Annotated in this window: 11 protein-coding genes; 6 read left to right on the top strand and 5 right to left on the bottom strand. The window is 72.0% G+C overall.

Features of this window, described 5'->3' with window-relative positions; genetic code table 11:
* The first annotated feature begins 41 nt into the window (after positions 1-41).
* Together ACT80S_RS15190 and ACT80S_RS15185 are read left to right on the top strand one after the other, a co-directional pair.
* Positions 42-9,803 (top strand): tandem-95 repeat protein, encoded by a 9,762-nt coding sequence (locus ACT80S_RS15190; RefSeq protein ID WP_377417313.1) that lies wholly within the window; start codon positions 42-44, stop codon positions 9,801-9,803.
* 137 nt (positions 9,804-9,940) lie between these two features.
* Entirely contained in the window at positions 9,941-10,906 is a 966-nt protein-coding gene (locus tag ACT80S_RS15185; protein ID WP_377417311.1) for a Tim44 domain-containing protein, read from the top strand.
* Positions 10,907-10,943: 37 nt separating this feature from the next.
* On the opposite strand, the gene ACT80S_RS15180 is transcribed toward ACT80S_RS15185, so the two are convergent.
* Positions 10,944-11,255: a hypothetical protein gene (locus tag ACT80S_RS15180; RefSeq protein WP_377417309.1), complete on the bottom strand. Its 312-nt coding sequence runs from the start codon at positions 11,253-11,255 to the stop codon at positions 10,944-10,946.
* 188 nt (positions 11,256-11,443) lie between these two features.
* On the opposite strand from ACT80S_RS15180, the gene secA reads away from it, so the two are divergent.
* Both secA and cqsA read left to right on the top strand, forming a co-directional pair.
* Entirely contained in the window at positions 11,444-14,200 is a 2,757-nt protein-coding gene (gene secA, locus ACT80S_RS15175) for a preprotein translocase subunit SecA (protein ID WP_377417307.1), read from the top strand.
* 167 nt (positions 14,201-14,367) lie between these two features.
* Positions 14,368-15,651 carry an alpha-hydroxyketone-type quorum-sensing autoinducer synthase gene (cqsA, locus tag ACT80S_RS15170; RefSeq protein ID WP_377417305.1) on the top strand — a complete coding sequence of 428 codons (1,284 nt, stop codon included), beginning with the start codon at positions 14,368-14,370 and terminating at the stop codon, positions 15,649-15,651.
* Between the two features lie 179 nt (positions 15,652-15,830).
* Here cqsA and ACT80S_RS15165 read toward each other — a convergent pair whose 3' ends face one another.
* Together ACT80S_RS15165 and ACT80S_RS15160 are read right to left on the bottom strand one after the other, a co-directional pair.
* Entirely contained in the window at positions 15,831-16,820 is a 990-nt protein-coding gene (locus ACT80S_RS15165; protein ID WP_377417303.1) for a response regulator, read from the bottom strand.
* A complete protein-coding gene (locus tag ACT80S_RS15160; RefSeq protein WP_377417301.1) occupies positions 16,817-18,130 on the bottom strand; it encodes a sensor histidine kinase in 1,314 nt (437 codons plus the stop codon). Before ACT80S_RS15160 ends, ACT80S_RS15165 begins: the two co-directional genes overlap by 4 nt.
* Positions 18,131-18,238: 108 nt before the next feature.
* On the opposite strand from ACT80S_RS15160, the gene ACT80S_RS15155 reads away from it, so the two are divergent.
* Together ACT80S_RS15155 and ACT80S_RS15150 are read left to right on the top strand one after the other, a co-directional pair.
* On the top strand, positions 18,239-18,907 hold the full coding sequence (locus ACT80S_RS15155; protein ID WP_377417299.1) for a helix-turn-helix transcriptional regulator: 669 nt from the start codon (positions 18,239-18,241) through the stop codon (positions 18,905-18,907).
* 17 nt (positions 18,908-18,924) lie between these two features.
* Complete coding sequence (locus ACT80S_RS15150; protein WP_377417297.1) at positions 18,925-19,692, top strand: type III pantothenate kinase; 768 nt, start codon at positions 18,925-18,927, stop codon at positions 19,690-19,692.
* Between the two features lie 63 nt (positions 19,693-19,755).
* On the opposite strand, the gene ACT80S_RS15145 is transcribed toward ACT80S_RS15150, so the two are convergent.
* On the bottom strand, positions 19,756-20,856 hold the full coding sequence (locus tag ACT80S_RS15145; protein WP_377417295.1) for a M14 family metallopeptidase: 1,101 nt from the start codon (positions 20,854-20,856) through the stop codon (positions 19,756-19,758).
* Between the two features lie 17 nt (positions 20,857-20,873).
* Positions 20,874-22,070: a M20 aminoacylase family protein gene (locus tag ACT80S_RS15140; protein ID WP_377417293.1), complete on the bottom strand. Its 1,197-nt coding sequence runs from the start codon at positions 22,068-22,070 to the stop codon at positions 20,874-20,876.
* Positions 22,071-22,074 lie beyond the last annotated feature (4 nt).

Genomic DNA, 22,074 nt, shown 5'->3' with positions numbered 1-22,074 from the left:
GCGGCCCCTGGGCGGCCCGTTCCGAATTGCCCAGGATGCCGATGTCCCTCCGCTTCACGCCCGCCCGCCCCTCCGAACTGCTGATCGCCGACGGGCTCGCCACGGAACTGGATCCCCTGCTCCACGAGGCCCGCCTGCCCGCCCTGGCCCTGGGCCACGCCGCCGACCCCTTGCAGGCCCTGACCTGCGCGCTGGCCGGCGAGACGCTGAACACCCTGCACCTGGTGGCCCACGGCGCCCGCGGCGGCCTGTCGATCGCCGGGCACTGGATCGACCGCGAGGCCCTGGAGCGCGGCGCGCACCTGCTGGCGCACTGGCGCGTGCGGCGCATCGCCCTGTGGGCCTGCGACGTCGGCCTGGACACGGCCTGGACCGCCACCCTCGCGCGCCTGACCGGCGCCGAGGTCTGGGCCGCCGGCCGCCCCCTGGGCCGCGACCCGCGCACCGGCCGCAGCCACTGGCGCCTGGCCGGCGGCCGCGGCCAGGCCCCGGCCCTGCCGTTCCACCCCCGCGTGGCGCAGGCCTGGCCGCACCAGCTGGTCACCCTCCAGGTCCAGGGCCTCTACCGGGCCACCGCCAGCGGCGCGCCCGACGGCTTCTTCGGCGAGGAGACCAGCAGCGTCACGATCAACACCACGGCGGTGTCCACCACACGGGTCACCTTTTCGCAGGCCGGCGTGCAGTTCTCGGGCAACAACGTGCTGGGCACGGTGTCGTACGAGGCTAATGGCGTCACCACCACCTTCACCGGGCTGGCGAGCCGGCCGATCAAGGTCGGCGGCGTGGTCAAGGGCTTCTACGTCTGGCTGGACAACGACGGCAGCGGCGCCGGCACGAGCGGCGACACCGCCTTCATCCTGAGCCTGGACAACAGCTACTTCAGCGGGAACGCCGCCATCGGCAGCAGCTCGGACCGCGTCGACAGCTCGATGAACAGCGTGCTTCCGGTGAACAGCGCGCCGGTGGGCGTGAACGACAGCGCCATCCTGAACGAGGACGCCTCGGCCGCCGGCAACGTGCTGGCCAATGACACCGATGCCAATGGCGACACGCTCAGCGTCACCGCCTTCACCATCGGCGGCACCAGCGGCAGCCTGGGGCAGGCCACCGCCATCCCCGGCGTCGGCAGCTTCACGCTCGCCGCCACCGGGGCCTACACCTTCACGCCCGTGTCCAACTACGCCGGCACCGTGCCGCTGGTGAAGTACACGCTGTCCGACGGCAACGGCGGCACCGCCACGGCCAGCCTGAGCCTGTCGATCACCCCGGTGAACGACGCGCCGACGTCGACCCACGACAGCGTCACCACCCGTGAGGACACGGCCATCGTCCTCGGCCTGGGCGACTTCGGCAGCTACGCGGACGCCGAGTCCACGCCGCTGGCCAAGGTGAAGGTCACCAGCCTGCCCGGCGCCGGCAGCCTCCAGTACAACAGCAGCGGCAGCACCTGGGCCCCGGTCACCGCCGGCCAGGAGATCACCGCCGCCGACATCGCCGCCGGCAAGCTGCGCTTCACACCGGCAGCCGAGGCCCACGGCTCGCCCTACACCTCGCTGCAGTTCCAGGTGAGCGACGGCGCGGCCTACGGCGCAGGCACCTACACGCTCACGGTGAACGTGACGCCGGTGAACGACGCGCCCACCGGCTCGAACGACACCCTGACCCTCGCCGAGGACGCGATCGCGGTACTGGGCCTCGGTGACTTCGGCACCTTCACCGACATCGACGGCGACCCGCTGGCCTCGGTGCAGGTCACCAGCCTGCCGGCTGCCGGCGCGCTGCAATACAACAGCGGCGGCACCTGGGGCGCGGTCACCCTGAACCAGTCCATCACCGCGGCGGACATCGCGGCCGGCAAGCTGCGCTTCGTGCCGGCGGCCGATGCCAGCGGCTCGCCCTATGCGAGCGTGGGCTACACGGTGAGCGACGGCACGGCCACGAGCGCCGCGAGCTACACGCTGGCCATCACCGCCACGCCGGCGAATGACGCGCCCATCGCCGTCGCCGACTACAACAGCGCGCGAGAGAGCACCACCGCCACCTCCGGCTTCGTGTCGACCGGCTACAACGCCACCGGCAACGTCCTGGCCAACGACACCGACCCGGACACGGGCGACACCAGGAGCATCGTCGGCATCACGGCCAATGCGTCGGCCAGCGCGGGCACCGTGGCGGTCACCGCCGGCAGCGCGAAGCTGATCTTCCGCGGGGACAGCGGCTTCACCTCCGTCAACGGCGGCGAAGAGGCCTACGTCAAGCTGTCCACCGACGCGGCGGGCGACAACTACCGGGGCCTCTACTACTACAACGGCAGCAGCTACTCGCTGGTCTCTGTCCACACGCGGACCACCACGGGCAGCGACTCCGAGATCGTCCTCAACTACACGCCCACGCACTACGCCAACGGGGGCAGCTACGTCGCGATCAGCAACCTCGCGACTTTCCTCACGACGAACGCGTCCGTCCTGTTCGAGAACTCCAGCTCGGCGACGGAGAACGCCTCCGGCGGCAAGACCGCCACCGTCAGCAACACCACCAGCAGCGGCTACACCGACCTGACCGGCCTGAGCGCGGTCGCCGGCAGCATCACCGCCGGCATGACGGTCTCGGGGCCGGGCACCACCGCCGGCATGACGGTCAGCTCGGTGACGTACACCAACGGCGTCATCACCGCGGTGCGGGTGGGCGGGGAGTTCTCGGTCGCCACCGGCGGCGCCTACACGTTCAGTTCCACCGTCACCGCGGGCCAGACCTTCACCGGCACGCACGGCACCCTCACGCTGGGGGCCAACGGCAGCTACACCTACACGCCCACCACCGACAACGCCAGGCTGGCGTCTGGCCAGTCCGCCGTCGAGGTGTTCAGCTACACGATGCAGGACAGCACGGGCGCGCAGAGTTCGTCCACCCTGAACATCACCGTGTATGGCGCCGGCAGCAACGACCCGGTGGCCGCGGCCGACACCGGCGCCGCCACCGAAGCCGGCACGTCGGCGGGGGCGAACGCCAGCGGCAACCTCCTGTCCAACGACAAGGAAACGGCGGCGGCGACCGGCCCCGGAACCACCACCCTCGTCGCCGGCGCGCGCCTGTCGGGGGCCGCCGCCGACACCGCCATCGGCACCAGCACCACGGTCGCCGGCAGGTACGGCACGCTGACCCTTTCGAGCAACGGGGCCTACTCGTACGCGCCGAACGACAGCCTGCCCGCCGTCAACGCGCTGGGCGCGGGCCAGAGCCTGACCGATACCTTCCAGTACCGGATCACCAACGCGCCCACCTCCTCGGGTTCGTCGATCGCGACGCTGACCATCACCCTGAACGGCGCCAACGACGCGCCCACCACCACCGACGACGCGGCCACCACCTCCGAGGACACGTCCCTGGTGCTGTCTGCCCCGGACTTCGGCAGCTACGCCGACGCCGAGGGCACGGCCCTGGCCTCGGTCAAGATCACCTCGCTGCCCGCCGCCGGCGCGCTGCAGTACAACAGCACCGGCACCACCTGGGTCGCGGTCACGGCCAACCAGGTCATCACCGCCGCCGACCTCGCCGCCGGCAAGCTGCGCTTCGTGCCGGTGGCCGATGCCCACGGCTCGCCCTATGCCACGGTGGGCTTCCAGGTCGGCGACGGCACCGCCTTCAGCGCCACCTCCACGCTGACCCTGAACGTGCTGTCGGTCAACGACGCGCCGGTCAACACCCTCCCGGCCAACCCCGGCACGCCCGACTACGCGACGCTGTCCCTCACCGGCCTGTCGGTCGCCGACGTGGACAACAACCTCGCCAGCAGCGGCACGGTCACCCTGAGCGTGGCCCACGGCACGCTGTCGGCCACCGCCAGCGGCGGCATCACCGTGAGCGGCACCGGCACCCCGGCCGACCCGCTGGTGCTTTCCGGCGCCAGCAGCGCGGCCCTCAACACGGTGCTGGGCACGCTGGCCTACCGGGCCACGGCGGGGTTCTCGGGCGCCGACTCGCTGCGCATCACCACCGTCGACGCCGGCGGCCTGTCGGACACCGATGTCCTGGGCCTCACCGTCACCCCCGACAGCCGCGCCCTCACTGTCACCGGTACCACGGCCAACGAGGCCTCGCCCTACGTCTTCTTCCAGGTCGGCGGCGCGACCGGCCAGCGCGTGGCCCTGTCGCTCTCCGGCCTCACCGCCACCGCCGGCGCGGACTTCGCGCCCGCCCTCGAGTGGTGGGACGGCGCGCAGTGGCAGGCCTACACCGCCGGCAGCTATGCCACCCTGCCGGCCGCGACGCTGCAGGTGCGCGTCGCCCTCATGCAGGACGGCGCCTCCGAAGGCAGCGAGACCCTGCGCCTGACCGCCGCCAACGTCGCGGGCACCGCCTTCACCGGCGACAGCAGCATCGTCGACGACGGTGCCGGCACGGTCTACGCCGGCACCCTCACCAGCGGCGTGCCGGACACCAGCACCAGCAACCTCGACGACGACCGCGCGCTCACGGTGAGCAGCATCACGGTGAACGAGGCCTCGCCTTACGCGGTGTTCCAGGTCGGCGGCGCGGCGGGCCAGGTGCTCACGCTGGCCGTGGTCGGCGGCACCGCCACGCCCACCAGCGACTACGACGCCGCCAGCCTGCAGGTGCTGGTGAACGGCGCGTGGGTGGCCTACGGCACCGCGGCCACGATCCCCGCCGGCGGCACGCTGCTGGCGCGCGTGGCGCTGGCCAACGACAACCCGGCGGCCTATGAGGGGCCCGAGACTTTCGGCCTGCGCGCCACCAACGGCAGCGGCGTGCCCACCACGGGCACGGCGACGATCGTGGACGACGGCACCGGCTCGGTCTACGACGCCACCACCGGCGCGGTGGACGGCGCCGCGGCCAAGGACAACGACCTCTCGGTGAGCGTCGTCGCGCATGGCCCTGTGAACGAGGCCTCGACCCACGCGATGTTCACCGTCACCGCGACGCCGGGCGAGAACCTGGCGCTGTCGCTGGCGGGCGCCGGCGCCGCCCAGGCCACGGTGGCGGGCTTCACGATGGCGTTCTCGTACGACGGCGCCACGTGGACGACCTACAGCAGCGCGGTGCAGCCCAACGTGCCGGGCAACGGCAAGGTCTACGTGCGCGTGGACATCACCCCCGAGCACGACACCAACAACGAGGCGGACGAGGGCTTCTCGCTCACGGCGTCCACGGCCACCGGCGCAGGCGCAGCCGGCAGCGCCACCAGCACCATCGTCGACGACGGTAACGGCACGATCTACACGGGTGGGGTGACGGCGGGCTCCCCTGTGGCCGACACCACCACGGTGCTGGACCAGGACACCTCGGTCTCGACCACGGTGAACGACCTCACGGTCAACGAAGCCTCGTCCTTCGCGATCTTCACCGTCACCGGCGCGCCGGGCGGCACCGTCACCCTGTCGCTGCTCGAAGGCAGCGGCAGCAACTCGGCGGACCTGGCGGCGCAGACACTGAAGGTGTGGAACGCCACCACCAGTGCCTGGGACGACTACACCACCTCGGCGACGTTGCCCGCCGTGAGCGGCACCCTCTACGTGCGGGTGGCCACCGCGCAAGAACAGGACACGACGTACGAAGGCGCCGAACCCTTCCAGCTGGTGGTCACGCCGGGCAACGGCGGCAGCGCAGTCACCGGCACGGCCACGATCAGGGACGACGGCGCCGGCACGATCTACGCCGGCACCATCACCAATGGCGCGCCCGACGCCAGCACCAGCAACCTGGACGACGACCGCGCCGTCACGGTGAACAGCATCACGGTGAACGAGGCCTCGCCCTATGCCGTGTTCGAGGTCGGCGGCGCAGCGGGCCAGGTGGTGACCCTCTCGATGGTGGCTGGCTCGGCCACTTCCACCAGCGACTACGACGCGTCGAGCCTGCAGGTGCTGGTGAACGGCGCGTGGGTTTCCTATGGCGCCTCCGCCACCATTCCCGCCGGCGGCACGCTGCTGGCGCGGGTGGCGCTGGCCAACGACAACCCGGCGGTGTACGAGGGCCCCGAGACCTTCGGCCTGCGCGCCGCCAATGGTGGCGGCACGGCCGCCACCGGTACGGCGACGATCGTGGACGGCGGCACCGGCAGCATCTACCCGGACAACACCACGGGCGCGGCCGACGCCGGCGCGGTGAAGGACGACGACCGCACGCTGTCCGTCAACCCGATCACGGTCAACGAGGCCTCGGACTACGCGGTCTTCACCGTCAGCGGCACGGCCGGCCGCGTGGTGAGCCTGGCGCTGCTGGAAGGCAGCGGCAGCAACACGGCGGACCTGGCGGCGCAGACGCTGAAGGTCTGGAACGCGACCAGCAGCACGTGGGACGACTACGCCACGTCCATCACGCTGCCTGCGGGCGGCACGCTGTACGTGCGCGTGGCCATCGGGCAGGAGCAGGACGCCAGCTACGAGGGCAGCGAGCCCTTCCAGCTGCAGGTCACGCCCGTCGGCGGCGGCTCGGCGGTGCTGGGCACGGCGACGATCAAGGACGACGGCACGGGCGTCCGCTACCCCGGCACCTTCACCAGCGGCACCCTCGATACCAGCACCGCCAGCCTCGACGACGACCGCACCGCCGGCGTGAGCTCGGCCACCGTCAACGAGGCCTCCCCCTGGGCCGTGTGGACCGTCACCGGCAACCCTGGCTCCAGCATCGCGCTCACCGTGTCGGGCACGTCCACCGGCGGCGGCGTCGACCGCGGTCCCGCGCTGCAGGTCTCCCTGGACGGCGGCGTGAACTGGGCCGACTACAGCGCCGGCAGCCCGCCCCGGATGCCCGCGGGTGGCAGCCTCCTGGTGCGCACCCCGGTGGTCGAGGACACGGTCAGCGACAACGGCGAGACCATCGTCCTCACCGCCACGCCCTCGGGCGGCACCGCCGCCTCCGGCACCATCACCATCGACGACGCCGGCGCGGGCCAGATCCACAACCCTGACGGCACGACCAACGCCAACCTGACCCGCACCGACGACCGGCCCACGGTCAGCGTGAGCCACGTCACCGTCAGCGAGGCGCAGCCGTATGCCGTGGTGTCGGTGTCGCTGTCCAACGCCAGCGACACGAACGTGAGCTTCGCGCCCACCTTGTCCAGCGGCACCGCCACCGTCGGCACCGACACCGGCGGCACGCTGCAGTGGTACGACGGCGCGAACTGGGTGGCGGTGGCCACCAGCACGCCCACCATCACCGCCGGCCAGCTCTCCCTGCAGCTGCGGGTGGCGCTGGCGCAGGACAACCTGTCCAACGAAGGGACCGAGGCCTTCCGGGTCGTGACCGGCGCCGTCACCGGCGGCGTGCGCAATGGCGCGGGCGCCTCGGGCACGGTGTCCATCACCGATGTCGCCTCGCTCACCGACCCGGTGATCACCGACGTCACCGAGACCCCCGCCGACCCGACGCCCTACGACCTGCTCACCGCCGACACCACCCAGGTGGTCACGCTGCGCGGCGAGGCGAACTGCACGGTCAGCCTGTTCCTGCGCGATGGCCAAGGCAACCTCACCGCCGTCAACGCCAGCCAGTTCACCGCCACCGAGGCCGGCGGCATCTACACGCTGGACTTCGGCAGCCACCCGCTGGTGGCCGGTGACTACGTGGCCCGCCTCTCACGCGGCGGCTACACCAGCAACCTGTCCAACGCCTTCACCATCGACAGCACGCCTGGCCTGTACGACATCACCAGCCGGCGCGAGAACGTGAAGATCGACGCCACCACCACCGTCACCCGCGGCGCGGTTGGCGGCATGGACCAGAACCGCCTGCCCACGTTCTGGAACGGCACCGACTGGCTGGACTCCGACGGCGAGAAGATCCGCTTCTCGTTCGACACCATCGCCACCTTCTCGCAAAGCGCGGTGCCCGCCGGCACCACGGTCACCAGGACCGTGGCCTCGGGCTCCACGCTGGCCCTGAACACGCAGACCGGCGCCTACAGCTACACGCCGGCGGCGAGCGCCACCATCGACCAGTTCTTCCTCAAGGCCTCGGACGGCGGCCACGGCGCCTCGCTCACGCTGACGTTCGACGCCCGCGACACGCTGGACCGCGACGGCATCGGCGCCAGCGTCGAGACGCGCCTGGCCGCCAATGCCAACACCGCCGGCGGCGTGCAGGGCGACCTCAACGGCGACGGCATCGCCGACGCCAACCAGAACGCCGTGACCACCCTGGCCTGGACCACGGTGGACCAGTTCAACGCCGCCATCGCCGGCACGCTGACCGACTTCACCAGGGTGATGTCGGTGGCCGTGATGCAGTCCACCCCGGGCAGCGCCGTCGACGACAGCGCCCAGCTCAGTGACGTGAAGGTGCTGGCCCCCACCAGCGCCGCCACCGGCGGCTCGAAGCCCGCCGGCGCCGCCTGGGACCCGATCCAGTTCACCATCGAGCCGCTGCAAAGCATGGGTCTGGTGGACGCCGACCCGGCGCGCGCCGGCACCCAGGTGCGCGTGGTGCTGGACATCTCGCGCGCCCAGGTGGCCGCGGGCACCTTCACCGGCTACCAGAAGTACGTCAGCGCCGGCGCGCTCGCGGGCAACCTGGTGGACCTGGAGGGCCGCCCCATCACCTCGGCCGGCTGGTACGACTTCACCCAGCGCACGCCCGGCGGCGACGGCGCGCGCTTCATCACCAGCGGCGGCATCGTCACCGCCATCGAGCTCACGCTGACCGACAACGCCTTCGGCGACAACGACCTGGCCGTCGGCCGCATCGTCGACCCGGGCGTGCCCACCAGCGGCAGCAGCAGCGGCGGCACGGTCGACACCAGCCCGCCGGTGATCACCGGCCCCTCGGGCGGCCCCGGTGCAGCCGCCAGCGCGAAGTCGGTCCCGGAGAACGCGCGGCCGGTCGCCACCTTCACCGCCAACGAGGCCGTGGCCTGGAGCCTGGCCGGCGGCAACGACGCCGGGCTGTTCACGCTCGACGCCGCCAGCGGCGCGCTGGCCTTCACCGCCGCGCCCGACTACGAGCTGCCGCGCGACGCCAACGGCAACAACATCCACGAGCTGCAGGTGCGCGCCACCGACGCCGCCGGCAATGCCAGCGTGCAGTCGGTGCTCGTCACCGTCACCGACCTCGACGAGGTCGCACCGCGCATCACCGGCCCCTCGGGCGGTGCGGGCGCGGCCAGCAGCGCGAAGACGGTGCCGGAGAACACCCTGCCGGTGGCCACCTTCGCCGCCGACGAGGCCGCGACCTGGGGCCTGGCCGGCGGCGCCGACGCCGCCCTGTTCCGCCTCGACCCCGCCACCGGCGCGCTGCGCTTCGCCGCCGCGCCCGACTACGAGCTGCCGCAGGACGCCAACCGCGACAACCTCTACGACCTGGTGGTGCGCGCGGCCGACGCCGCCGGCAATGCCAGCCTGCAGTCCGTGCGGGTCACCGTGGCCGACGTGAACGAGACCCCCGCCAAGCTCGTCTACGGCGCGCTGCTGCCCAATGGCGACCGTACCCTGTCCCTTGCCGTGACGCCCGGCGCGCAGCCGGCCTTCGCCACCACCGACCGCGTCGGCAGCGACACGTTGCCCCTGGCGGCCTGGCGCAACGCGCTGACCGGGGACTGGTTCTACGCCCCCGCCGGCCAGGCCATGCCCTACGCCTGCTACGTGGCCGCCGCCGACCCCGGCCTGGGCCGCGTGCTGGCTCCGGGGCAGGGCGCTTTCGACGTGCACCTGTACCTGCGCGCCGACGGCCTCACGCAGGAGATGAGCCAGGCGGCGGCGCAGCAGTTGGGACTGCTGTCGCAGGGCTACGTGGACCAGGGGGCGTTGTTCGCCTCCGTGGCCCTGGTGGGCGTGGCTGCCTGAGGTCCGCGTCCTGTCCGGCGCGGGCATTCCTGACTCTTCTGTTTTTTCTGATCCATCGCCAGTCTCTGTCTTCTTTTTTCGATGCGTGAAATGGGTTACGTTGCAGGGTCCATGTGTTTGAAAAGGAGACAGGTCACATGAAGAAAGCCCTCACCATCCTGGCCGTCGCGCTGTCGGTCGGCCTGACTGCGTTCGACGCCGAGGCCGCGCGCCGGCTCGGCGGCGGCAAGTCCAGCGGAATGCAGCGCGAGTCGGTCACGGCGCCGGCGCGCAGCCAGCCGGCCTCGCCCGCACCCACCACGCCCCAGTCGCAGCCCGCCACGGCCGGGGCTGCGGCCCCTGCGGCGGCGACGGCCGCCACCGCCGCCGCCGCGCCCGCCAAGCGCAGCTGGCTCGGCCCGGTCGCCGGCCTCGCCGCCGGCCTGGGCCTGGCGGCGCTGGCCTCGCACTTCGGCTTCGCCGAGGAGCTTGCCAGCTTCATGCTGATCGGCCTGCTGGTGCTGGCCGTGCTGGTGGTCGTCGGCCTCGTCATGCGCCGCCGCGCCGCGGGCGCGACGCCGGCTCTCGCCGCTTCGGGCGCGGGCGCGGGTGCGGGCGGCGGCCACGCCGGCTCGCCGCTGTCGATGCAGCGCACCGCCGAGCCCGCGGGCCAGCGCACCGGCAGCCTGATCGGTTCGGGCATCGGTTCGGGCATCGGCTCCGGCCTCGGCGCCCCGGCGCCGGCCGGCGTCATCCCGGCCGATTTCGACGTGGCGGGTTTCACCCGCGCCGCCCAGGCGAACTTCACCGCCCTGCAGGAAGCCAACGACGCCCGTGACCTGGTCCGCCTGCGCGAGTACCTCACGCCGGAGATGTTCGAGGTCGTGAAGGCCGACCTGGCCGACCGCGGCGACGCGCCCCAGCGCACCGAGGTCTTCGGCCTGGCCGCGCAGGTGCTGGCCGTGGTGGAGGAGGGTGACCGCTACGTGGCCAGCGTGCGCTTCACCGGCAGCATCCGCCACGAGGCCGGCGCCGCGCCGGAGGACCTGGACGAGACCTGGCACCTGGTCAAGGCGCGCAACGGCGCCGGTGGCTGGGTGGTGGCGGGTATCCAGCAGGCCTGAGGAGGCGCGAAGGGCGGGCCGGCCGGCAAGCTGCCGGTCAGGCCTGCACCTTCAGCCGGATCGTCTGCACGTCCCACCCCCGCTGCCGCAGCCGGGCGGCCAGCGCCGGCAGCAGCTGCCGCAGCTTGGCGGCGGCCGCGTTGCCCCGCACCAGCAGGCACCAGCCGCTGCCCTCGATCGGCCCGGCCTGGACCACCGCGCGCAGCGGCGGCGGGATCAGCGGCTCCACCGCCTTGAGCCGCTCGCCCGATTCCCGCGCCAGCGCCGCCAGCCCCGCCAGCGTGGGCGAGGATTCGGCCGCCTGCAGCAGGGTGACAGGCTGGTGGATCCGGTGGCGTTCGGGGTACATCGGCAGGGGCAGGGCGGGACTCGCCCGATTATCCCGGAAGGGCTTGCCAGCCGGTCCGGGCCGCCGCGTACCCGTGGGTAAAATCGTTGGTTTGTTCGGCGCGCCCGCGCGCCCGACGCCTTCCCGTGCATAACCCGTAAAGGATTGCGCGCCCCGCCGGCACCGCCGGCGAGGGACGCGCCGCGTTCATGAAGAACTTCCTGACCCAGATCTTCGGCTCCCGCAACGACCGGCTGCTCAAGCAGTACCGCAAGACGGTGGACCGCATCAACGCCCTGGAGCCGGTGTTCGAAAAGCTCGACGACGCGGCCCTGCGCGCCAAGACCCAGGAGTTCCGCGACCGCCTGGCCAAGGGCGAGACGCTCGACGCCCTGCTGCCCGAGGCCTTCGCCGTGGTCCGCGAGGGCTCCAAGCGCGTCATGAAGATGCGCCACTTCGACGTGCAGATGCTCGGCGCCATGGCGCTGCACAACGGCAAGATCTCCGAAATGCGCACCGGCGAGGGCAAGACCCTCACCGCCACGCTGGCCGTCTACCTCAACGCGCTGCCCGGCAAGGGCGTCCACGTGGTCACGGTGAACGACTACCTGGCCAACCGCGACGCCACCTGGATGGGCCGGCTCTACAACTTCCTGGGCCTGTCGGTGGGCGTGAACCTGCCGCAGATGCCGCGCGAGCAGAAGCAGGAAGCCTACCGCTGCGACATCACCTACGGCACCAACAACGAATACGGCTTCGACTACCTGCGTGACAACATGGTCTACGAGCAGGCCGACCGCGTGCAGCGGGGCCTGAACTACGCCATCGTCGACGAGGTGGACTCGATCCTGATCGACGAGGCCCGCACCCCGCTGATCATCAGCGGCCAGGCCGAGGACCAGACCGAGCTGTACATCGCCATCGACCGCCTGATCCCGCGCCTGGAGCGCCAGGAGGGCGAGGCCGACCCGCGCACCGGCGAAGGCGTGACCAAGCCGGGCGACTTCACCGTCGACGAGAAGAGCCGGCAGGTGTACCTGACCGAGCGCGGCCACGAGACCGCCGAGCGCGTGCTCGCCGAGAACGGCCTGCTGGCCGAGGGCGCCTCGCTCTACGACCCGGCCAACATCACGCTGATGCACCACGTGTACGCGGGCCTGCGCGCGCACCACCTGTACTTCCGCGACCAGCACTACGTGGTGCAGGCGGGCGAGGGCGGCCAGCGCGAGATCGTGATCGTCGACGAGTTCACCGGCCGCCTGATGGCCGGCCGGCGCTGGAGCGACGGCCTGCACCAGGCGGTGGAGGCCAAGGAGGGCGTGCCGATCCAGCCCGAGAACCAGACCCTGGCCTCGATCACCTTCCAGAACTATTTCCGCCTGTACGCCAAGCTCGCCGGCATGACCGGCACGGCCGACACCGAGGCCTACGAGTTCCAGGAGATCTACGGCCTGGAGACCGTGGTCATCCCGCCGAACCGCGTGAGCAAGCGCGAGGACCAGCTCGATCGCGTCTACAAGACCACCAAGGAAAAGTACGACGCCGCCATCGCCGACATCCGCGAGTGCTACGAGCGCGGCCAGCCGGTGCTGGTGGGCACCAGCTCGATCGAGAACTCCGAGATCATCTCCCAGCTGCTGGACAAGGCGAAGCTGCCGCACCAGGTGCTCAACGCCAAGCAGCACGCCCGCGAGGCCGACATCGTGGCCCAGGCCGGCCGCCCGAAGATGATCACCATCGCCACCAACATGGCGGGCCGCGGCACCGACATCGTGCTGGGCGGCAACGTGGAGAAGGCCATCGAGGCCATCGAGGCCGACGAATCGCTGGACGCCGCCGCCAAGGCCGCGCGCATCGAGGAACTGCGCGCCCAGTGGAAGAAGGACCACGAGCTGGTCACCTCGCTGGGCGGCCTGCGCATCATCGCCACCGAGCGCCATGAGTCGCGCCGCATCGACAACCAGCTGCGGGGCCGCTCCGGCCGCCAGGGCGACCCGGGCTCTTCGCGCTTCTACCTGGGCCTCGACGACCCGCTGATGCGCATCTTCGCGGGCGACCGCGTGCGCGCCATCATGGACCGCCTCAAGATGCCCGAGGGCGAGGCCATCGAAGCCGGCATCGTCACCCGCAGCATCGAGAGCGCGCAGCGCAAGGTCGAGGCCCGCAACTTCGACATCCGCAAGCAGCTGCTGGAGTACGACGACGTCGCCAACGACCAGCGCAAGGTGATCTACCAGCAGCGCAACGACATCCTCGACGCGCAGGACCTGGAGGCCCAGATCACCGCCCTGCGCGAGGGCTGCTTCACCGACCTGGTGCGCCAGTTCGTCCCCGCCGAGTCCGTCGAGGAGCAGTGGGACCTGGCCGGCCTGGAGAAGACCCTGGCCGAGGACTGGGGCGTGCAGGTCTCGCTGCAGGACAAGGTCAAGGAATCCGCCTCCATCACCGACGAGGAGATCCTCGAGGCGGTGGTCGCCGCCGCCCACGCCGCCTTCGCGGCCAAGCTGGCGCAGATCGGCGCGCAGAACTTCACCCAGTTCGAGCGCGTGGTCCTGCTGCAGAGCCTGGACACCCACTGGCGCGAGCACCTGGCCGCGCTGGACTACCTGCGCCAGGGCATCCACCTGCGCGGCTACGCGCAGAAGCAGCCCAAGCAGGAGTACAAGCGCGAGGCCTTCGAGCTGTTCGGCCAGCTGCTGGATTCGGTGAAGAACGAGGTCACCCGCGTGCTCATGACCGTGCGCGTGCAGTCCGGCGAGCAGCTCGACCAGGCTGCCGAGGCCCTGGAGGAGCGTGCCGAGCACATCGCCAACGTGACCTACACCGCGCCCACCGAGACCGGCGAGGCGCAGACCACGCTGGACGAGAGCACCGCCCGCGCCCCGGTGGCCCATGTCGGCCGCAACGACCCCTGCCCCTGCGGCAGCGGCAAGAAGTACAAGCACTGCCACGGCAAGCTGGCCTGAGGCCGGGATCCATGGGCCCCGGGGGCCCGTTGGTCCGGCCCTCGTGCCGGTAGCAAAAATCCGCCAATCTTTTTGTAACTTGACCTGTCAGGCCTGACAGGTTGTCGCGGGCACCTGCGGCCCGGGGTTTCTCCAATGGAAGGGTGTTCTTCCAGCGGAGGTTCCCCATGGACTGCGTGATCGACCCGGCGGCTGGCGTGGCCGCGCCCGTTTCCCCTTCCCACCCCGCGGCCGGCAGCCGGCCCGCGTCCACCGGCGCGCCGCTGTCGGCCGCCTTGCGCGAGCGCCTGGCGCGCGACTTCCATGACCGCTTCCACCGCGAGTGGGGCGGGCGGTTCTTCACGCATGGGCGCGTGCCCGGGCCGGACGCGATCCGCCTCGACGGCAACGACTACCTCTCGGTGGTGGACCATCCCGAGATCGTGCAGGCGCAGCTCCAGGCCCTCGCGCATGCGCGCAGCGCGGTGGTGCAATCGAGCATCTTCCAGTTCGGCGACACGCCGGCCGGCCGCTTCGAGCGGGACATGGCCGACTGGCTGGGCGCCGAGGACAGCTTCCTGTGCCAGTCGGGCTATGCCGCCAACCTCGGCCTGCTGCAGATCCTGGCCGACCCCGGCTCGCCGGTGTACCTGGACATGATGGCCCACATGTCGCTGTGGGAGGGCGTGCGCGCCTCGGGCGCCGTGGCCCATGGCTTCCGCCACAACGACCCGGCCCACCTGCGCAAGCTGATGGCCCAGCACGGGCCTGGCGTGGTGGTGGTGGACACCGTCTACAGCGCCACCGGCGCGCTGTGCCGCCTCGCCGAGGTGGTGGAGGCGGCCGAGGCCGGCGGCTCGATGGTGGTGGCCGACGAGTCCCATGCCCTGGGCACGCACGGGCCGCAGGGGCGCGGGCTGTGCGCGCACCTGGGGCTCACGCACCGGGTCCACTTCATCACCGCCAGCCTGGCCAAGTCCTTCGCTGGGCGCGCCGGCATCTTCACCCTGCCGCGCGAGCTGCGCGACTACCTCGCGGTGCACAGCTTCCCGTTCATCTTCAGCTCCAGCCTGCTGCCCCATGAGGTGGCCGGCCTGCACGCCACGCTGCACGTGATCCGGCGCAGCGATGCCGCGCGCGCCGCGCTGACGCGGCACACCGCGCGCCTGCGCGGCACGCTGGCGGGCCTGGGCTACCCGATCGCCCAGGGCAGCGAGCAGATCATCGCGCTGGAGGCCGGCACCGAGGTCGCCACCCTGGCCCTGCGCGACGCGCTGGAGGCGCGCGGCGTGTTCGGCGCGGTCTTCATCTCGCCGGCCACCAGCCGCAACCGCGCGCTGGTGCGCCTCACCCTGAACGCCGGCCTCACCGAGGCGGAGGTCGCGCAGGTCGAGGCGGTGGCGGCCGAGATCGCGCCGCTCGTGCGGCCCTGGGACTGGGCGGCGGCGCGGCGCCAGCGCGTGGCAGCCTGAACGCGGCCCTCCGGCATGCCCTGGGGCCGACCGCGAACGGCGGTCCCCTGCGGCGGACCTATGCGGCGGACCTATGCGGCGGTCCCGTACGGCGGCCCCATACGGCAGCCCCATACGGCAGCCCCATACGGCAGCCCCATACGGCGGACCCTGCGCCGATTCATGCGCCGATGCCACCCCTAGCGCGGCACCGCCCGCGGCGGCTGCTGCGCCAGCCAGCTCTCGTAGCTGGCTGGCGCCGGCGCCAGCACCTGGCCCTGCACGTTGAACAGCGCCGCCAGCAGCGATGCCTCGTCGCCCAGCGCGAAGGCCGGGCCGTGCTCCACGCCGCAGCGCCGGTCCAGGCCCTGGCGCAGCTCGAGGTTGGCGAGCCGGTGCCCGCAGCGGATCTCGGCCACCACGGGCGGCGGCAGGCCCTCCAGTTCGGCGAGCTCCGCCTGCGCGGCGAGGCCCTCGCGGGTCTCGAACTGCAGCCAGCCGATGCGCCCCGCGGCGTCCATGCCCAGCACGCCGAACGGGTCGCCGATCACCATGTGCTCGATCCAGCGCCGGCGGATGAAGTCCTCCAGGGCCTGCGGCACCCCGGGCGCGCGCAGCAGCGCGTGCTGTGCGGGGCTCAGCGTGGCGGCGATGATGGATTCGAAGCGCTCGCAGGCGCGCTGCGCCAGCATGTCCAGCGTCTCGATCAGGTGCAGCGCGATGTTGGGCGCCTGCTTGGGGATGTAGTGGTCGATCAGCCGCCGGTTGAAGGCATGCACGGCCACGCGCTCGTCGGCCTGGCCCGTGAGCAGCACGCGGGCGCCGGGCCAGTCGACCAGTTCGCTGAGCACCTGCAGGCCGTCCATGGCGGGCATCGAGAAATCGACCACGCAGACCTGGGTGAGGCCGTAGCGCTCGGTCGCCCGCGCCCAGTAGCCCAGGATCTGCGGCAGCAGCGGCTTGCCCTGGCGCCACAGGTCCACCAGGTACTGCACCTGCCAGCGGTCCGCTTCCCACAGCTTCAGCTCGCGGTGGAAGGCATGCACGCACAGCGTGGGCCGGGTGAACAGCCGCAGCGGCCAGTGGCGCGGCAGCACCATGGCCAGCATCTCGAGGTAGTCGGCGTCGTCGTCGAGCAGGACGACGGCGCCCGGCCGGCGGAACAGCGGCGGCCGGGCGCGAGGGGTCATGCGTCCCGGCCCGCCACCAGCGGCAGCTCGATCAGGAAGCGCGCGCCCTGGCCCGGCTCGGACTCCACCCGGATCTGCCCGCGCGAGGCGCGCACCACGCGCTGGCAGAAGGCCAGCCCCAGCCCATGGCCCGAGCCCTGGTGGGTGGAGACGAAGGGCTGGAACAGGCGTGCGCGCAGCAGCGGGTCCATGCCCGCGCCGCGGTCGATCACCGCGACGCGCCCGTGGGCGCGGCATTTCTCCACCACGATGCGCAGGTCGCCGGGGCCGGGGGGCTGCGGCAGGCTCGCGAGCGAGCGCAAGGCGTTCTTCACCAGGTTGTCGATCACCTGCCCGAACAGGTCGGGCGCCCCGGGAAAGGCGAAGTCGCGGATCACGTGCACCTGCACGCAGGCGCGCTCGCCCTCGCTGCGGAACGGGTAGCCCTCCACGCGGGCGCGCACCACCGCGGCCACCGGCACCGGGTCGTGGCGCGGACGCAGGTTCATCATCCGGGCGTTGGTGATCTGCATGTCGATCTGGCAGTTCATGCGGCGCACCATGCCCCCGAGCCGCTCGGCCAGCTCGCCCAGGCGGGCGGCGTCCGGCGCCGACGCCTGCGACTGCAGGCGCACCGCGTCACCGACCAGCGCGATGGTGGCCAGCGGCGTGCGCAGCTCATGGGCCATGATGCCCATGGTCCCCAGCGCCTGCTCGAGCTGGGCGCGCCGCAGGTTGTAGGCCGAGAGGCCGAGGATCAGCCCCATGTAGCCCGCGAAGGCGAGCAGCACGCCATGGGTGGTGGCTTCCTCGCTGGCCACGGGCTGCACGGCCGGGCCGGCTGCCGCGAACAGCAGCCAGCCCGCCGGCAGGCCGCCGACCAGCCCGACGCTGGCGATGCGCCAGTCGCTGAGGTGGAAGTAGATCAGGATGACCATGGCCAGCGTCGTGAGCCAGACCGTGTTGCGGTCGTTGCACAGGTACATCCAGGTGAAGTAGACGGGCAGCGAGAGCCAGGTGACGGCGCAGAACACCCAGGCGGCCTCGCGCGAGGGCGGCTGCTGGCGCAGCCCCGGTGCCAGCAGCAGGAACAGGCCCAGGCCGCCGGCGGCCAGGCGCTCCCAGGGGTTGTCGTAGGGCTGGGGCAGCCAGCGCGTCCACACCAGGTGGAACAGGGGATGGCCCAGCGCCGTCGACAGGCCCAGCGCCTGGATGCGCCGGGGCGACGGGTGCAGCAGCGGCTCGCGCAGCAGGTGCATCAGCAGGCCGGATGCGAAGGCACGCAGCCGGATGCGCCAATGGAGCCAGTGGATCCAGGGGGAGGCCGGCATGGGCACGAGGTCGTTGGCGGGTGGGGCGAGGAGGGGCCGCGAGCGGGTGATCGGAGGCGGCAATGTAATGCTATTGTGTCGGTTTCATCCGACGGGCAGGCCGAGGCCATGGGAGATCCTGTTAACTTTGACAGCGTCAATCTCGACAGCATCCTCAGCGACTGGTTGACGTCGCTGCGCGAGCATGCGGTCGAGGCCGTGGCCGTCCTCGGTCCCGACCCGTTCGGTGGCTTCGACGACCGCCAGGTCCTGTGCGTCCACCCGCCGCGCGCCGCCGACGCGGTGGGCGCGCTGGCCCGCAGCTGCGAGTTCGGCGCGCCCTGGCGCGAGTGCGACGCGCCGCTGGTGGCCTGGCAGCACATCGCCAAGGGCGGGGGCGTGCAGGACTCGCACTGGCGGCTGCTGGCGCTGGCGCATGGCTTCCAGACCCTGATCCGCGTGGAGTTCCCGCTGCCGGCCGAGCGCGCCTTCGAGTGCTTCATGTTCACGCCGCGCGAGATGGCCTGCCGGGCCGAGGCGGCGGCGATGGTGTGGTCCACGCTCAATGTCTGGCCGCTGGTGAAACGCTGCATCGCGCAGGAGCGTTCGGCCCTCAGCCCACGCGAGCGGCAGTGCCTCATGCTCGCCTTCAACGGCCTCACCGCACGCGAGAGCGCCGAGCAGATGAAATGCGCGGAGCGCACCGTCAATTACCATCTGGCCAACGCGATGGCCAAACTGAAGGTGGAGAACAAGTTGGCCGCGATCCAGCGGGCCTGCTGGATCGGCGCGATCTAGACCGATCCAGGAGACGCATGTTCCTCGCCATCGACGTCGGCAACACCCGACTCAAATGGGCCCTGTACGAAGAGGCCCGTCCCGGTGCGCCGCTGCGCGCGCACGGCGCTGAATTCCTCGAGAACATCGACAAGCTGGCCGACGGCGCCTGGCGCGCGCTGCCCGCGCCCTCGCGCATGCTCGGTTGCGCCGTCGCGGCCGACGCCATCAAGCTGCGCGTCGGCGAGCAGATGGAGGAACTGTGGGACGTGGCCCCGCGCTGGATCCACGCCACCACCGCCGAGTGCGGCCTGGTCAATGGCTACGACCACCCCACGCGCCTGGGCGCGGACCGCTGGGTGGCCATGGTCGGCGCGCGCCACCGCATGCTCGCCGCCGGGCCGGCGCGCCCGGTGGTGGTGGTCATGGTGGGTACCGCGGTCACCGTGGAGGCGATCAACGCCGAGGGCCGCTTCCTCGGGGGCTTCATCCTGCCGGGGCACGGCATCATGCTGCGCGCCCTCGAGTCCGGCACCGCCGGCCTGCACGTGCCCACCGGCGAGGTGCGCGAATTCCCCACCAACACCAGCGACGCACTCACCAGCGGCGGCACCTTCGCCATCGCCGGCGCGGTCGAGCGCATGGTGCAGCATGTCCGCCGGCACTGCGGCGCCGAACCCGTGGTCTACATGACCGGGGGCGCCGGCTGGAAGATGGCGCCGTTCCTCTCGGTGTCCTGCGAACTGGTCGAGAGCCTGATCTTCGACGGCCTGCTCGAGATCGCCCGCAGCCGCGGCCAGTCCTGAGTTTCGCGCGCCGGCCGCGCGGCGAAGCGGGCCCGCTCCCCGGCCCGCTCTCCTTGCCGCCCCTCAGGCGGACAAGCCCTCCACCGCCTGCTGCAGCGCCTGCCCGGCCTGCTCCAGCACCCGCAGCTTCCACGCCGACGCCTCCGGGTGGAAGGCGTCGCGCATCGCCTGGCGGACCGCATCGGCCACCGCCGGCGGCGCGTCCGGGTTCCTGTGCAGCCAGTGGTCGCCGCGCAGGGCGTCGAGCAGCTCCATCACCGGCACCGTGGCGGGGTGGAGCGCGACGCCGGTGTACTCGCAGAAGCGGCACTCCTCGCGCACCGTGGTCCACAGCAGGCCGTGGCGGTGCGGTGCCGGCGCCGTGCCGTCGTGGCCGCAGGTGACCGGCGTGCGCCCGCCGCCGCTCCACCAGCGCCGCGCCCGCGCCAGGGCGGCCGGGTCGTCGGGCCCGGCGTACACGCGATCGCCGACGCCGTCCAGGCCCTGGCCGGCGTGCAGGTCGACCCAGGCCAGGCGCGCCGCATCGCGCGCGTGCTGGCGCAGCACGCGCCGCCAGTTGCGGTTGCTCCAGCTCGGCGCGGTGCCGCCGTAGAACAGCCCGTCCGGGAAGTCGTACTGGCCCTGGGTCACGGCCGCGAGGAAGTCGCGCTCGCCGTGCGAGGCGATCCAGGCCTGCACGGCCGCCTGGTTCTCCGCCGTCGGCGGCCAGTTGGCGGGCAGCAGCAGGGGGTGCAGGTGGCGGTAGGCGTCGTTGGCCGGCAGCTTCGCGCTGAAGTCGATGAAGTTGCGGTCCAGGAAGACGTTCTCGTGCGTCGTCGCGCGCAGGTGCGCGAAGCCCCACGGGTTGAGGGCATGCACGTACAGCACCGCCACGCCGCGCACGTGGACGAAGCCGCGCCAGTTGGCGTCGCGCAGCGCCGCGACCTGCACCGCGCTGCCGCTGAAGCCCTCGATGCCGTGGCAGCCGCTGGTGACGATCAGCAGGGCCTTCGCGTCGAGCGGGCCGTCGCGCACCACGTCCATCGCCAGGTCCTCGCCGCGCGGGCCGCGGAAGGGGTGCAGCCGCTGCTCCACGGGCAGGCCGGCCTCGCGCGCGGCCTGCAGGAACTTCTCGCGCGCCAGCGCGTAGGTGGAGGAGAACGCGTCGATGTCGAGGTCGATCATCGCGGCATCACGGCGTCTCAGGCGCGCGGGCGGGCGAACCAGGCCTCGGCGAGGCGGACCCAGTAGGTCGCTCCCAGCGGGATCAGGTCGTCGTTGAAGTCGTAGCTGGGGTTGTGCAGCATGCACGGGCCGCCGCCGTGCCCCATCTCGCGGTGGCTGCCGTCGCCGTTGGCGATGAAGCAGTACGCGCCGGGCTTGGCCTGCAGCATGTAGGCGAAGTCCTCGGCGCCCATGGTGGGCTCCTGGTCCAGCACGTTCTCCTCGCCGACGATGGAGGCCATCACCTCGCGGCAGAAGGCCGCCTCGGCGGCGCTGTTGACGGTGGGCGGGTAGTTGCGCTCGAACGCGAACTCGCAGGTCGCCTCGTGCGCCGCGCACACATGCTCGGCCACCTGGCGCATGCGCCGCTCGATCATGTCCAGCACCTCCAGGGTGAAGGTGCGCACCGTGCCCTGGAGCTCGCAGGAATCGGGCACGACGTTGGTGGCCTCGCCGGCGTGGATCATGGTCACCGAGATCACGCCCGCGTCGATCGGCTTCTTGTTGCGGCTGATGATGGTCTGGAAGGCCTGCACCATCTGGCAGGCGATCGGCACCGGGTCGATGCCGTTCTGCGGCATGGCCGCATGGCTGCCCTTGCCGCGGATGGTGATCTTGAACTCGTTGGACGAGGCCATCACCGGCCCCGGGCTGGCGGCGAAGGTGCCGGCCGGCATGCCGGGCCAGTTGTGCATACCGAACACGGCCTCCATGGGGAACTGCTCGAACAGGCCGTCCTGCATCATCTCGCGCGCGCCGCCGCCGCCTTCCTCTGCGGGCTGGAAGATCAGGTAGACCGTGCCGTCGAAATTGCGGTGCGCCGCCAGGTGGCGGGCCGCGCCGAGCAGCATGGCGGTGTGGCCGTCATGGCCGCAGGCATGCATCCGGCCGGCGTGCCGGCTGGCGTGGGCGAAGGTGTTGAACTCCTGGATCGGCAGGGCGTCCATGTCGGCGCGCAGGCCGATGGCGCGGTCGCTGGTGCCGGCCTTGACGATGCCCACCACGCCGGTGCGGCCGAGGCCGCGGTGCACGGGAATGCCCCACTCGGCCAGGCGCGCGGCCACGAGGTCGGCGGTGCGCACCTCCTGGAAGCACAGCTCGGGGTGGGCATGGAGGTCGCGCCGCAGGGCCGCGATCTCGGGGGCCTGGGCGACGATGGGTTCAAGAAGTTTCATGGTC

The sequence above is a fragment of the Ramlibacter sp. MAHUQ-53 genome, assembly GCF_052600055.1.
Note: the sequence above shows the minus strand (reverse complement) of the source record. Positions and strands in the feature narration are given on the sequence as shown.

What these genes read in the sequence shown, in the direction of transcription:
- ACT80S_RS15155 (WP_377417299.1), top strand. Translation starts at nt 18,239, where the DNA reads ATGGGAGATCCTGTTAACTTTGACAGCGTCAATCTCGACAGCATCCTC.
- ACT80S_RS15190 (WP_377417313.1), top strand. Translation starts at nt 42, where the DNA reads ATGTCCCTCCGCTTCACGCCCGCCCGCCCCTCCGAACTGCTGATCGCC.
- ACT80S_RS15140 (WP_377417293.1), bottom strand. Translation starts at nt 22,070, where the DNA reads ATGAAACTTCTTGAACCCATCGTCGCCCAGGCCCCCGAGATCGCGGCC.
- ACT80S_RS15145 (WP_377417295.1), bottom strand. Translation starts at nt 20,856, where the DNA reads ATGATCGACCTCGACATCGACGCGTTCTCCTCCACCTACGCGCTGGCG.
- ACT80S_RS15160 (WP_377417301.1), bottom strand. Translation starts at nt 18,130, where the DNA reads ATGCCGGCCTCCCCCTGGATCCACTGGCTCCATTGGCGCATCCGGCTG.
- ACT80S_RS15180 (WP_377417309.1), bottom strand. Translation starts at nt 11,255, where the DNA reads ATGTACCCCGAACGCCACCGGATCCACCAGCCTGTCACCCTGCTGCAG.
- cqsA (WP_377417305.1), top strand. Translation starts at nt 14,368, where the DNA reads ATGGACTGCGTGATCGACCCGGCGGCTGGCGTGGCCGCGCCCGTTTCC.
- ACT80S_RS15185 (WP_377417311.1), top strand. Translation starts at nt 9,941, where the DNA reads ATGAAGAAAGCCCTCACCATCCTGGCCGTCGCGCTGTCGGTCGGCCTG.
- ACT80S_RS15165 (WP_377417303.1), bottom strand. Translation starts at nt 16,820, where the DNA reads ATGACCCCTCGCGCCCGGCCGCCGCTGTTCCGCCGGCCGGGCGCCGTC.
- secA (WP_377417307.1), top strand. Translation starts at nt 11,444, where the DNA reads ATGAAGAACTTCCTGACCCAGATCTTCGGCTCCCGCAACGACCGGCTG.
- ACT80S_RS15150 (WP_377417297.1), top strand. Translation starts at nt 18,925, where the DNA reads ATGTTCCTCGCCATCGACGTCGGCAACACCCGACTCAAATGGGCCCTG.